Raw genomic sequence first — 12,426 nt, 5'->3', positions numbered from 1 at the left:
ATAACAATAAAGAATAGATGTGAATGTTTTATAACTTTTTGTAAGGTAGGTGCGCAGCGGCGTGTCATTGAGCGGGAACATAATGTTAGTCAGCAATACGAACTTGCTGAAAACCAATCTCAAGCGCATTCAACGTCGCTTGGTCAATATCGGTAAAGCATTGTTCAATCCCTTCAGCATTGGTAAGCGCCATTAAACCACCACCGGTGTGGCGACACTCAACAACCCACCCCTCGCTATCTAACGAAGGCTCAACAACCGCCTCAATCAAAAGCTGCTGACGGTATAAAGCACGTAGCTGTTCGGCTGTCATGATGCTTTGCCCACTGAATTGGATCACTTATTGAGTTTAGTCTCAGATAAGCAAAGCTGCCATGCAGGAGGCTTGATGAGCCGAGGCGATGTTGTCACCGCCTCCGCATTGAGGTGGTCTCTATTAAAAGAAACCCAATGGATCAATGTCGTAGCTAACGAGTAAGTTCTTCGTTTGTTGATAGTGACCCAGCATCATTTTGTGTGTCTCTCGCCCGATCCCTGACTTTTTGTAGCCGCCAAAGGCGGCATGCGCCGGATAAAGGTGATAGCAGTTTGTCCAGACCCGCCCTGCTTCAATCGCACGTCCGACACGATAGGCGCGGTTCATATCACGGGTCCAAAGCCCTGCACCCAACCCGTACTCGGTGTGGTTAGCAATCTCTAAAGCTTCCGCCTCATCTTTAAAGGTGGTCACCCCAATCACCGGCCCAAAGATCTCTTCTTGGAAAACCCGCATATTATTATTGCCCTCCAGTAGGGTCGGCTGCACATAATAGCCGCCGCCCAAATCCTGATGGCTACCGCCAATTAATACCTTCGCCCCCTCTTCTTGCCCGACCTTCAAATAGCTCATGATCTTATCAAACTGTTCGTCTGATGCTTGCGCCCCGACCTGGGTCTCGGTGTCGAGCGGGTTACCCTGTTTTATCGTGCCTGCGCGCTCAATCACGCGTGCGATAAAGTCGTCATAGATACTTTCCTGGATCAGCGCGCGCGACGGACAGGTGCACACTTCGCCTTGGTTGAAAAAGCCAAGCAACAGGCCTTCTACCGCTTTATTGATATATGCTTCTTCTTGCTGCATCACATCTTCAAAATAGATGTTGGGGGATTTACCGCCCAGCTCAACGGTTGAAGGAATGAGGTTTTCTGCCGCGCAACGTAGAATGTGATGACCCACTGGCGTAGAGCCTGTGAACGCCAGTTTGGCAATCCGAGACGACGTCGCAAGCGCTTGGCCCGCCTCTGCGCCATAACCATTGACCACGTTAACCACACCAGCAGGCAGCAGATCGCCAATCAACTCCATCAATAGCAAGATGGTCGTCGGGGTTTGCTCCGCCGGCTTGAGTACCACGCAGTTGCCCGCCGCCAAGGCCGGCGCAAGCTTCCATGACGCCATCAGTAAGGGGAAGTTCCACGGAATGATCTGCCCCACAACACCTAAAGGCTCGTAAATATGATACGCCACCGTGCCTGCATCCAGCTCCGCCGCGGTGCCCTCTTGAGCGCGAATACAACCGGCAAAGTAACGGAAATGATCGGCGCAGAGAGGAATATCCGCCGCCAAGGTTTCACGTACCGCTTTACCGTTTTCCCAGGTTTCCGCCACGGCGAGCATTTCGAGGTTCGCTTCAATCCGATCCGCTATTTTTAACAAAATATTGGCCCGATCAGTGACAGAGGTTTTCCCCCATGCGTCTTTCGCGCGATGCGCCGCATCCAATGCCAGATCCACATCGTCGCTACTTGAGCGCGGCACTTCAGCAAGGGTTTCGCCAGTGCACGGTGACGTATTGGCAAAATACTGCCCTTTCACCGGCGGCACCCATTCACCACCGATAAAGTTTTGATAACGCGACTTAAAGCTAACCACTGACCCATCTGTTCCTGGTTTTGCGTAGATCATACTCTTTCCTTATTCCGTGTTTGAGTAGATGGCGGAGCACGTACTGCTCTCTCCTTGCCGTTATTGCTCAAAAAGCGTGGCAGAGTTTTTATTGGCTGGGTATTAGGCGAAAGTCGCAGTGAGACATGGGCAACAGAAGCGAATAGGCGGAATCTTCAGGTATAAAAAAACCGCGCATGTGCGCGGCTTTTTACTCGTTGCCTTGACGCTCAACCGATTAAAAGTCGAGCTCTGCACCGACAAAGAAGCCAGTCACATCAAGCTCTCCGTCATTATTGTCAAAGTAGTCGAAGTCATGGTCGATCATGCGATAACCGCCTCGCACGTTCAAATCAGCGGCCACTAAACCTAACTGATATTGCAAGCCCGCTTCGGCATCCAAGGTGCTGGTGCCATCAAACTCGCCTTTGCTCACGGTGGCAAATACAAATAAAGGCGTGCCGACTAGACCTACACGTGCATCGGCATAAATGTTCGGTTGCCACTCGTCAAAGCTTTGCCCTTGAAACTTACCGGATTGGAAACGCTGCATATTAATGCCCGCATCGACCGACACGAGATCGTTATCGAGAAACTCGTAATAGGCAACAAAGTCAATTTGGTCAAAATCAACATCAGGGTTATCCACGCTCACCGAGGTTTGGCGGATTTTCGCATTGGGGATCAATGGTAACGGATGCTCAATCGCCGCGTAATAAGAGCCAGCAGTGCTCGCATCATCGGCTTCTACATTATTGACGTCAGCATCCATAAACCAGGCATCCGCCCCTACTTTACCGCCTGCCAAGGTATCTGCCTGAGCGGGCATGGCCAAAAACGCAGTGAGCGCTGCGGCGGCAAGCGTCATTGAAGTGGTTTTCATGAAACTCTCCACATTGTCGATTAAAAAAGGTCGTCACGCGGAGGCGGCAAAGCCATGCCTTGTCGCCGATTGCTTAGAATAATAGCAAGCTTTGTGCCGAGGTGAAGAGAAAAACCCGCAACGGCGTGTGTTTGCTGTGTCGACGCGCAAATTTTGTGCGCTTAACGGCGACGGAATCGTGTCCAGCGCTTTTCGTTGATAATCACTTCAGGCTCACCTTTGCGGCTGCGACGCTGGCGTTTAACAAGCCACACAACCAAGGCGATCACCAAAAGCCATGGTAGTAGCTTAAGCAGCGTACCTATCATCCCGGCCAGCATCATCACGGCAAAGCCGGCCAGCATGGCCAGCACCATGCCCATGATGCTTACGCCTGTCATAAACAATACAACAGCAAAGCCAATCAGAAAGAGTATTTCGATCATTGCGATCTCCTTGTCTTGATAGCGAGACAGACTTTGCAGGTTTCAGGCCAATTTGTCACTCTATATTTTATCATTAATTCAATAGATTACAGCGTTGCCTTCAGGTCTTCATGAAGGTGCGGTTATATTTTAACCAATAATTGGTGCTTTTCACCGGTTCAGGCATCAAGCCATTGCTCAGGGATATGGCTCATTGCGGTGGTCAGTACCTCAACACCCGCGCCCGGCTTGTGCGCATTCTCGCTGATATAGCGGCGCCATTGCCGCGCGCCTGGCATATTTTGGAACAGACCTAACATATGGCGGCTAATATGGTTGAGTTGCGCCCCTTGAGTGAGCTGCTGTTCAATGTATGGGAACATCGCCTCGACTGCTTGGCGACGTGTAATGCGAGGGGTTGTCTTGCCAAATAAACGCTGATCGACCTCGGCCAACATAAACGGGCTCTGATAAGCTTGGCGGCCGACCATCACGCCATCAAGATGCGCTAGGTGCTGTTCCGCTTCCTCAAGGCTTTTCACCCCGCCATTGATGGCAAGTGTGAGGTGCGGAAAATCTTTTTTAAGCTGATAAACACGCGGGTAATCCAGCGGCGGGATCTCCCGATTTTCTTTGGGACTCAGCCCTTTTAGCCACGCCTTACGTGCATGCACGGTAAACATATCACAACCACTCTTTTCACTGACGGTACCCACAAAGTCAGTCAAAAATTCGTAGCTGTCTTGCTCATCAATACCAATGCGGGTTTTCACCGTAATAGGCACATCGGTCACTTCGCGCATGGCAGCCACACACTGCGCCACCAGCTCAGGCTCAGCCATTAAGCACGCCCCAAAACGCCCGTTTTGCACCCGGTCCGACGGGCAACCAACGTTGAGGTTAATTTCATCATAACCACGCTCAGCCGCCAGTTTGGCGCATGTTGCCAAGTCCGCCGGATCCGATCCCCCCAGCTGCAACGCCACCGGATGCTCCTGTTCGTTGTAGGCAAGGTAATCGGCCTTACCATGAATGATCGCGCCTGTGGTGACCATCTCAGTAAACAGCAAAGTGTGTTCTGATAGTAAGCGATGAAAATACCGGCAGTGGCGATCGGTCCAATCCAACATGGGCGCAACAGAGAAACGCTGCATCACCGTTTTTGGCGTCACATCAGGGCTGGCGGCGGTTTTGCTGGGGGTAGTCATGGTCTCGAATCTCTGCAATTACGTTGAACGACGGTCATTTTCGACAGGCGGACGCGGATTATACACATTGCACCGGTAAGATTTAAGCAGAACAGGTGAACGTGAAGGGTTTGAAATAGAAACGGATGAGAATACGAACGCGGCTGTAATGACCTAAAGTGGATGGCGACCCTTGTCTCCTAGCGCTGTTGCGAAATCCGAAAGTATTTCTCTGCCACTAAGTAGCTGATCACCGCCTCTTTTTGTCGGTCGCGAAATTGATTTACCCATTGATGGGCGTTGTTAATAATGGCCTCCGCTTCATGAGGGTGAGTAAGGTAGTAGTCCATCACCTCCTCGAGATTAGAAAAGTCCGCGTTGACCTCAGCATAGTGAACCCCGGGAATTAATCGTCCCTCCATAAACCAGGTTTCATACTCCATTGGTGGTGACACGCAAAGCGAGTTAGATGACATGATCCATTTTAAATTGGTCGCGACATCTTTCCCTTCCACACTCAGAATAAACTTATGCTGTAGCTGCGCTTGCGGTGTCAGCGGGGCTTTTCGATAGGCTTGGTCAGTATCATTCGCGGGGCGTGTATCCCCGACATCAATAGTTGGATGCGTGTAAAAGCGCTGAAGAAGCTGGCGGCGCTTATCATTGAAGCATCGTCCTCGCCATACCATACTGTCCCGCTTTTGCACAAAAGGCACAGGATCATCAATAAATTGAAAATGACGAATAGCATTGAGTTTCAGCAGGACAGCGTTTTGGTTATCACCATGAATCGGGCGACTTTTCACGAACGCAGGGCATGTAGGTACATTGATGACATCCCCACCTATATAGTGCAAAAATAACCCATCTGGAAAACGGCGCATAACTCGTAACATATCGAGAAAATAGGCAGAGCCGCAATCTCGTTTCAGGTTACCGGTTGCGTGTTTAATCAGCGAAGGAGCAAAAGAAAATGGTTGGACCATGCGGTTATAATACGCGACACGATAATCGATATCATTCTGATGTTGGCGATAAAGCTCATCGAAGTCTCTGTCTACTAACTTACGATATAAAAACTTAGGGATAGCGTTTATCGCAATGTTATAACTATAGTATTGAAACTTCTTCACGTTTGATAACTTACCATAAATACCACTTACAGGTTGCCAAATCACAACGACCTTGGCAAGCGAGAGAGCCGAACGAGGTGCTCTCTCGCGACAAGACTTATTCGATGGTGAATTTGCCTTTCATCACAGTCCAGTGGCCTGGGAATGAGCAGAAATAGGTTAAGTCTTTGCCTTGCAAACCTTCGGTTGAGAAGGTGATGGTGGTGCTTTCGCCGCCGCCAATCAGCTTAGTGTGTGCCAATATGCGATCGTCGCCTTGTGGCAGATAGTCGTTATCTGCGCCGGCACCGGCGCCTTTCATGGCGATATCTTGCAGGTTAGACGTTTCCGACAGCACCCAGTTGTGGCCCATAGAGGTCACAGGCATTGAGCCTTGATGCTCCAGCGTTAGCGTAACTTCGCTGCAGCTTGCTGGTACGGACAACGATGACTGGTCGTAGGCCATTTTATCGCCGGTGGTGACAGTTAACTCACACTCATTGGCAGCCGCTTGCGTTGAAACAGACGCGAACGCCATGGCGGCGAGGGCTAACAGTTTTTTCATCGGTACATACTCCTATTATGGATGTAAAGGTATGTTTTTAATGCCTGTGGCACGCTGTCATCATACTGACATGACAGCACAAAACAGTTAGCCGATTCAAAAATCGACTGATTGGTTTTTATTTTTACTTCTATCATTACTGTAGGGTAACTGATCGCGATCAAGTGATATTGGACTACCTATTTACACTTGTGGCAAAGCGCATAGGATGACGATAGGTGGGGTGCGATGTTATACAGCTATGGTAAGATAACTGACTGACTGTTAGCACTTTGAGGCGCTATGACCAACACCACTGGGTTACTGCACCGCGCACAGCAGCTTTGCGAGCAACGCGGCGTGCGATTAACGCCGCAGCGGACGCGCGTTTACGAGATTATCGCCAACTATTCACGTGCGATCAGCGCCTATGAGCTGCTAGACGAGCTGCGTGAAACAGAGCCACAAGCCAAACCACCAACGGTTTATCGTGCGCTAGACTTTCTGTTAGCGCAGGGGTTTGTGCATAAGGTGGAGTCAACCAATAGCTATATCGCTTGTTGTCATCTTGGCCACCAGGGGCACTGCTCCCAACTGCTCATCTGTGATCAATGCGGCACCGTGGAAGAGTGTCACACTGAGGAGCTTTCTGAGGCGTTGCGTGAAAAGGCGCAAACAATGGGGTTTGAGGTCCAACATCACGTGATTGAAACCCATGGTACCTGCGCACAATGCCTAGCTCACTAATACTGAATTGATTAGGACGGACATTCTTTATGGAAGCACAATTCGTCAACCCGTTTCTTACTTCACTGATCAATGTGCTACAGACGATGGCACAGCTGGAAATCCAGCCAGAGAAGCCTCACTTGAAAAAGTCAGAGATCGCCAAAGGGGACGTTTCTGGGTTAATTGGCATGGTCGGCCCACAGACTAAGGGCTCCTTTTCCGTCACCTTTGATGAAGATATGGCGCTTGAAATCATGCAGCGTATGCTTGGAGAGCGGTCAGAGTCGATTGATGAAGAAGTGACGGATATGGTCGGTGAGATCACCAATATGGTGACAGGTGGCGCGAAGCGTATTTTGTCAGAAAAGGGCTTCGAGTTTGAGATGGCCACCCCTGTGGTCGTATCCGGCAAAGGCCATACCATCAATCACAAAAGCGATGGGCCTGTGATCATCATGCCATTTAAGTCCCCGCACGGCACTGCCTTTATTGAGATCTGCTTCGATCACTAAACGGACATACGTCGCAAGCGATCATGCGCTGTGCCAAAGGCGACAGCTCACTAGGTGGCCTCCAATGGTTGGACCCCAAAAATATAAAAACGCCGCGATAACCATCGCGGCGTTTGACTTTCTCAATCACGGTTACGCTCAGTTTAGGCTTGGCGCCACTGTTTAAACGCGTTGATCAGGCCATTGGTTGAGCTATCGTGGCTTTCGACCTGCTGCGCATCACCGAGCTCAGGCAGAATGTTACTCGCCAGCTGTTTACCGAGCTCAACGCCCCACTGATCAAAGCTGAAGATATTCCAAATCACTCCTTGGGTGAAAATCTTGTGCTCATACATGGCAATCAGCGCGCCGAGTGTATAAGGGGTAATTTTCTCCACCAAAATCGAGTTGGTTGGACGGTTGCCTTCAAACACTTTAAATGGCGCAATCGCAGCCACGTCTTCGGCTGATTTGCCCGCTTGCGTCAACTCAGCTTCGACTTGCTCACGGCTCTTACCAAAGGCTAGCGCTTCCGTCTGGGCGAAGAAGTTCGCCATCAATTTGGCGTGATGATCGCCAATCGCATTATGACTGTGCACAGGAGCAATGAAGTCGCATGGGATCAACTTGGTGCCTTGGTGGATCAGCTGGTAGAAAGCGTGCTGACCATTCGTGCCTGGCTCGCCCCAGATGATAGGCCCTGTTTGGTAGTCAACCGGGCGACCATTGCGGTCGACATACTTACCGTTTGATTCCATATTGCCTTGCTGGAAGTAAGCCGCAAAACGGTGCATGTATTGGTCATACGGTAAAATAGCTTCTGATTCCGCCCCGTGAAAGTTGTTGTACCAAAGACCAATCAGTGCCAACAAAACCGGCATGTTCTGTGCCATCGGCGCGGTTTTGAAGTGATTGTCCATTTGGTGCGCACCATCAAGCAGCGCGACAAAGTTGTCGTAACCTACACCCAAGCAGATAGATAGACCAATCGCCGACCACAGTGAGTAGCGGCCGCCAACCCAATCCCAGAACTCGAACATGTTGGCGGTATCAATACCAAAATTTGCCACGGCATCGGCATTGGTTGATAGCGCGGCAAAATGCTTCGCCACCTGGGTCTCATCCCCTGCTGCATTCATAAACCAGTCACGCGCCGTGTGTGCGTTGGTCATGGTTTCTTGGGTGGTAAAAGTTTTTGACGCCACCAAGAACAAGGTGGTTTCCGGGTTAAGATCTTTTAACGTCTCAGCCATATGGGTGCCATCGACATTAGAGACAAAGTGCAGGTTAAGGTGATTCTTATACGGCGCCAACGCTTCAGTGACCATATAAGGACCCAAGTCTGATCCGCCGATACCAATATTCACCACATCGGTGATCGCTTTACCAGTGTAACCTTTCCATTCGCCACTGATCACGCGCTCGGAAAAAGACTGCATCTGCGTCAGTACCGCATTAACCTTAGGCATCACATCTTCGCCGTCAACCATCACAGGCGTGTTGCTACGATTACGTAGTGCTGTGTGGAGAACCGCGCGATCTTCTGTACGGTTGATTTTCTCACCGCTAAACATTGACTCAATCGCTTCAGCGACCCCGGTTTCGTCGGCGAGTGCCAATAACTTGGTCAGCGTTTCTTCGCTGATCAAGTTTTTGGAATAATCCAACAGAATGCTGTCTTCGAATTGCGTTGAGAAGTGGGCAAATCGCTCTGGGTTATCAGCAAACAGATCAGCCAGTGTGTAGTCCTGCGCTTCTTCAAAATGGGCGGTCAGTGATTGCCACGCCACGGTCTGAGTGGGATTCGTTGTCTTTAGCATCATGTCATCCAAATCGCGTTGTGAGTGCTGCTGTGGGTATCACAGCAGGCAAGGATCCTGTATAACGTCAGCACCACCACGCTGTACGCAGCGGTCATTGGTGTAATATTACATAATCATGGCTCGATTCTCACATCTAATCGCTGTGAGTAGGTTGCGATCAATCATAGAATAGTTGGATCGCCTGTGAGCCAACAGCATACGATAAAGATCACAACAAGGATTGCTTATGTGGTATCAAACTGAGGTTCGTCTGCGTGCTCTGCCGCGCGGGTTTCACCTGATCACCGACGAGATCGTGCACGCGCTCCCCATGTTGGGCGACATGGATGTAGGTATGGTGCAAGTGTTTATCAAGCACACCTCGGCGAGCTTAACCCTCAATGAAAACGCCGACCCGACCGTGCGCCAAGATATGGAGACGCACTTTAATCACTCAGTGCCTGAGCGTGCGCCTTATTATCGCCACACCTACGAAGGGGACGATGACATGCCAGCGCATATCAAAGCGTCATTGTTAGGCGCAAGCGTCACGGTGCCCATCAGCCAAGGTCGGCTGAATTTAGGCACGTGGCAAGGGATTTATCTAGGCGAGCATCGCGATGAGGGCGGCATGCGTACCTTGGTAGTGACCCTGCAAGGCGCACCACAAGCCAACGTCTAGTCTCGCTGGCCAGCATGCGTTTAGATAAGGGGGCAGGGCCTAACCCGCCGCCCGCCGCTCAGAGGTGGTGGTCAGGTATTGGCGCGGCACTCGGCCGGTCACTTGGCACACGAGCTCATAGCCGATGGTATCGACCAAGCGGGCAATGCGCTCGACGGGAAGCTCAGGCCCCCATAACACCGCCTCATCCCCCACTTTGTCAGCGGCATCTGGCCCTAAATCGACCGTGATCATATCCATCGATACCCGCCCAGCGAGTGGTACTTCGCGGCCATTCAACCAAACAGGGGTGCCATCGGGCGCCAGTCGTGGGTAGCCATCACCATAACCGATGGCTATCACACCAATCAGCGTATCGCGCTCGCTACGCCAGCGCGCGCCATATCCTACCGGCTCACCGGCTTTTAGCTTGCGAACGGCCATCACCCTTGAGGTTAAGCGCATCGCCGGTTTCAAGCCCAGCTGTTCACCCGTCAGTTCAATCCGCGACGAAATACCATATAGGCAAATGCCAGGGCGCACCCAATCAAAGTGACTTTGCGGCCAAAACAAGGTTCCCGACGACGCCGCCAGTGAGCGTTCACCGGGCAGTCCTTCTGTCACCTGTGTGAAGGTGTCTATTTGCGCTTGCGTAATGGGATTATCCATCTCGTCGGCGCAACCGAAATGACTGAGAAAGCCAATTTGCGGCGCCACATTGTCACACGCTTTCAAGGCAGAGAGTGCGTCTGGCACTTGCTCAGGCTCAAAGCCTAAGCGATGCATCCCAGAGTCGACCTTTAACCACACGGGTAACGGCTCACTCAGTGCCGCGTTAGTCAGCATGGTGACTTGCTCATCACAGTGCACCGTGGCGGTCAGTTGGTGTTCAACCAATAGCGGCAGCTCGTCGGCTTCATAAAAACCTTCCAACAAAACAATAGGCAAGCATATACCGGCCTGCCGTAACGTCAGTGCTTCTTCAATCCGTGCCACCCCAAAAGCATCGCTATAAGGCGCAAGTGTGGAGGCCACTGAGACCAAACCATGGCCGTAACCATCCGATTTAACCACTGTCATCACTTTGCTATTGGGCGCTTGGCGACGCATCACCTGGATGTTGTGTATCATCGCCTCCGGATCGATAACGGCTTTGGCCGCATTCGTCATGATAAAAGGATTACTCGTCATCAAACGCCGGCCCTGCATAATTATCAAATCGCGAATACTGCCCTTGGAAAGTCAGTCGTACTGAGCCAATCGGGCCGTTACGCTGTTTACCAATCAGGATTTCTGCAATCCCTTTCATCGCACTTTCCGGGTTATAGACTTCGTCGCGGTAAATAAACATGATCAAGTCAGCATCCTGCTCAATGGCACCCGATTCACGCAAATCCGAGTTAACCGGGCGTTTGTCGGCCCGTTGCTCCAACGAACGGTTAAGCTGTGATAGCGCCACCACAGGCACATTCAGCTCTTTCGCGAGCGCTTTGAGGGAGCGGGAGATCTCGGCAATCTCAAGAGTTCGATTCTCTTGCAAGCCAGGAACACGCATTAGCTGCAGATAGTCGACCATGATCATGCTCACCCCACCATGCTCACGGGCAACACGGCGCGCGCGTGAACGCACATCCGTCGGCGTCAGGCCGGAGCTGTCATCGATGTACATGTTCTTTTTCTGCATTAAGATCCCCATCGATGACGAGATACGCGCCCAGTCTTCATCATCAAGCTGACCGGTACGGATCTTGGTTTGGTCAACCCGTGAGAGCGAGGCCAACATACGCATCATCAGCTGTTCAGCTGGCATCTCGAGCGAGAAAATGAGTACCGGCTTTTCTTGATCCATCGCCGCGTTTTCACACAGGTTCATCGCAAAGGTGGTTTTACCCATTGAAGGACGAGCCGCCACGATCACAAGATCAGAAGGCTGCAGACCTGCCGTTTTCTTGTTCAGATCAGTAAAGCCGGTCGATACGCCCGTGACTCCATCTTGTGGGGTTTTGAAAAGCTCTTCGATACGCTCAAGGGTTTTACTGAGCACCGAGTCGATATGTTGCGGCCCTTCGGTCTCACTGGTTCGTGACTCAGCAATCGCAAACACCTTGCTCTCCGCCATATCGAGCAGATCTTCTGACGTGCGCCCTTGGGTGTCATAGCCGGCATCCGCAATTTCATTGGCTACCCCGATCAGGTTACGAACCATGGCTCGTTCGCGGACAATATCCGCATAAGCGACAATATTCGCCGCACTTGGCGTATTTTTAGCCAACTCAGCCAGATAGGCAAAACCGCCCACATCATCCAAATGACCGGTTTTTTCTAGGTGTTCAGATAAGGTGATTAAGTCAAGCGGCTTGCCTTCATCAAGCAAAGACTTGGTGGACTCATAAATCAATCGGTGCGGACGACTATAAAAGTCATGGCCGACCACTTTTTCCGCAACCGCGTCCCAACGTTCGTTATCCAACATCAAACCACCCAACACAGACTGCTCGGCTTCGATAGAGTGTGGGGGCACTTTGAGGTTAGCGACTTGCTGATCTTTTGCGGGTTTACGATTGTCTGCCATAAAAACTCACCTATTGCTACTGGGGGTCATTATACCCGCTGTCCTCGCAGGACGCTGCCCCATGCAGCATTTTTTTCCAAACGCTGAATAAGTCCCCGAGATTTTAACTTAAATTTG

General features: G+C 51.1%; 13 protein-coding genes. 3 read left to right on the top strand and 10 right to left on the bottom strand.

What is annotated here, in order from left to right; all coding sequences use genetic code 11:
- Positions 1 to 85: 85 nt before the first annotated feature.
- The 7 genes from EHW56_RS10545 to azu all read right to left on the bottom strand — a co-directional run bounded on the left by EHW56_RS10545 (position 86) and on the right by azu (position 6,075).
- Complete coding sequence (locus EHW56_RS10545; RefSeq protein WP_046074318.1) at positions 86 to 313, bottom strand: hypothetical protein; 228 nt, start codon at positions 311 to 313, stop codon at positions 86 to 88.
- 123 nt (positions 314 to 436) lie between these two features.
- Positions 437 to 1,945 carry an aldehyde dehydrogenase family protein gene (locus tag EHW56_RS10540; protein ID WP_152796101.1) on the bottom strand — a complete coding sequence of 503 codons (1,509 nt, stop codon included), beginning with the start codon at positions 1,943 to 1,945 and terminating at the stop codon, positions 437 to 439.
- A gap of 217 nt (positions 1,946 to 2,162) precedes the next feature.
- The gene (locus EHW56_RS10535) at positions 2,163 to 2,807 is read right to left on the bottom strand and encodes a TIGR04219 family outer membrane beta-barrel protein (RefSeq protein WP_046074319.1); all 645 of its coding nucleotides are present in this window, start codon (positions 2,805 to 2,807) and stop codon (positions 2,163 to 2,165) included.
- 161 nt (positions 2,808 to 2,968) lie between these two features.
- Entirely contained in the window at positions 2,969 to 3,232 is a 264-nt protein-coding gene (gene pspG, locus EHW56_RS10530; RefSeq protein ID WP_152796103.1) for an envelope stress response protein PspG, read from the bottom strand.
- A 158-nt stretch (positions 3,233 to 3,390) separates the two neighbouring features.
- Positions 3,391 to 4,419: a tRNA dihydrouridine(20/20a) synthase DusA gene (gene dusA, locus EHW56_RS10525; RefSeq protein ID WP_152796105.1), complete on the bottom strand. Its 1,029-nt coding sequence runs from the start codon at positions 4,417 to 4,419 to the stop codon at positions 3,391 to 3,393.
- A gap of 179 nt (positions 4,420 to 4,598) precedes the next feature.
- Positions 4,599 to 5,531 (bottom strand): glycosyl transferase family 90, encoded by a 933-nt coding sequence (locus EHW56_RS15555; RefSeq protein ID WP_172970027.1) that lies wholly within the window; start codon positions 5,529 to 5,531, stop codon positions 4,599 to 4,601.
- 97 nt (positions 5,532 to 5,628) lie between these two features.
- A complete protein-coding gene (gene azu, locus EHW56_RS10515) occupies positions 5,629 to 6,075 on the bottom strand; it encodes an azurin (protein WP_152796107.1) in 447 nt (148 codons plus the stop codon).
- Positions 6,076 to 6,357: 282 nt separating this feature from the next.
- Between azu and zur the strand changes: the two genes are divergently transcribed.
- On the top strand, positions 6,358 to 6,801 hold the full coding sequence (zur, locus tag EHW56_RS10510) for a zinc uptake transcriptional repressor Zur (protein WP_074214093.1): 444 nt from the start codon (positions 6,358 to 6,360) through the stop codon (positions 6,799 to 6,801).
- A gap of 29 nt (positions 6,802 to 6,830) precedes the next feature.
- Positions 6,831 to 7,295 (top strand): chemotaxis protein CheX, encoded by a 465-nt coding sequence (locus EHW56_RS10505; RefSeq protein WP_046074362.1) that lies wholly within the window; start codon positions 6,831 to 6,833, stop codon positions 7,293 to 7,295.
- 143 nt (positions 7,296 to 7,438) lie between these two features.
- Here EHW56_RS10505 and pgi read toward each other — a convergent pair whose 3' ends face one another.
- Positions 7,439 to 9,094 carry a glucose-6-phosphate isomerase gene (gene pgi / locus EHW56_RS10500; RefSeq protein ID WP_046074363.1) on the bottom strand — a complete coding sequence of 552 codons (1,656 nt, stop codon included), beginning with the start codon at positions 9,092 to 9,094 and terminating at the stop codon, positions 7,439 to 7,441.
- Positions 9,095 to 9,323: 229 nt separating this feature from the next.
- On the opposite strand from pgi, the gene EHW56_RS10495 reads away from it, so the two are divergent.
- Positions 9,324 to 9,758 (top strand): secondary thiamine-phosphate synthase enzyme YjbQ, encoded by a 435-nt coding sequence (locus EHW56_RS10495; RefSeq protein ID WP_152796109.1) that lies wholly within the window; start codon positions 9,324 to 9,326, stop codon positions 9,756 to 9,758.
- Positions 9,759 to 9,797: 39 nt separating this feature from the next.
- Here EHW56_RS10495 and alr read toward each other — a convergent pair whose 3' ends face one another.
- Both alr and EHW56_RS10485 read right to left on the bottom strand, forming a co-directional pair.
- Positions 9,798 to 10,928 (bottom strand): alanine racemase, encoded by a 1,131-nt coding sequence (gene alr / locus EHW56_RS10490; protein ID WP_227486527.1) that lies wholly within the window; start codon positions 10,926 to 10,928, stop codon positions 9,798 to 9,800.
- Positions 10,918 to 12,309: a replicative DNA helicase gene (locus EHW56_RS10485; protein WP_077578833.1), complete on the bottom strand. Its 1,392-nt coding sequence runs from the start codon at positions 12,307 to 12,309 to the stop codon at positions 10,918 to 10,920. The genes alr and EHW56_RS10485 overlap by 11 nt, the downstream gene beginning before the upstream one ends.
- Positions 12,310 to 12,426 lie beyond the last annotated feature (117 nt).

Source organism: Salinivibrio sp. VGrn1 (genome assembly GCF_009377995.1).
Classification (GTDB): domain Bacteria; phylum Pseudomonadota; class Gammaproteobacteria; order Enterobacterales; family Vibrionaceae; genus Salinivibrio; species Salinivibrio siamensis.
Note: the sequence above shows the minus strand (reverse complement) of the source record. Positions and strands in the feature narration are given on the sequence as shown.

What these genes read in the sequence shown, in the direction of transcription:
- EHW56_RS10545 (WP_046074318.1), bottom strand. Translation starts at nt 313, where the DNA reads ATGACAGCCGAACAGCTACGTGCTTTATACCGTCAGCAGCTTTTGATT.
- EHW56_RS10540 (WP_152796101.1), bottom strand. Translation starts at nt 1,945, where the DNA reads ATGATCTACGCAAAACCAGGAACAGATGGGTCAGTGGTTAGCTTTAAG.
- EHW56_RS10535 (WP_046074319.1), bottom strand. Translation starts at nt 2,807, where the DNA reads ATGAAAACCACTTCAATGACGCTTGCCGCCGCAGCGCTCACTGCGTTT.
- pspG (WP_152796103.1), bottom strand. Translation starts at nt 3,232, where the DNA reads ATGATCGAAATACTCTTTCTGATTGGCTTTGCTGTTGTATTGTTTATG.
- dusA (WP_152796105.1), bottom strand. Translation starts at nt 4,419, where the DNA reads ATGACTACCCCCAGCAAAACCGCCGCCAGCCCTGATGTGACGCCAAAA.
- azu (WP_152796107.1), bottom strand. Translation starts at nt 6,075, where the DNA reads ATGAAAAAACTGTTAGCCCTCGCCGCCATGGCGTTCGCGTCTGTTTCA.
- zur (WP_074214093.1), top strand. Translation starts at nt 6,358, where the DNA reads ATGACCAACACCACTGGGTTACTGCACCGCGCACAGCAGCTTTGCGAG.
- EHW56_RS10505 (WP_046074362.1), top strand. Translation starts at nt 6,831, where the DNA reads ATGGAAGCACAATTCGTCAACCCGTTTCTTACTTCACTGATCAATGTG.
- pgi (WP_046074363.1), bottom strand. Translation starts at nt 9,094, where the DNA reads ATGCTAAAGACAACGAATCCCACTCAGACCGTGGCGTGGCAATCACTG.
- EHW56_RS10495 (WP_152796109.1), top strand. Translation starts at nt 9,324, where the DNA reads ATGTGGTATCAAACTGAGGTTCGTCTGCGTGCTCTGCCGCGCGGGTTT.
- alr (WP_227486527.1), bottom strand. Translation starts at nt 10,928, where the DNA reads ATGACGAGTAATCCTTTTATCATGACGAATGCGGCCAAAGCCGTTATC.
- EHW56_RS10485 (WP_077578833.1), bottom strand. Translation starts at nt 12,309, where the DNA reads ATGGCAGACAATCGTAAACCCGCAAAAGATCAGCAAGTCGCTAACCTC.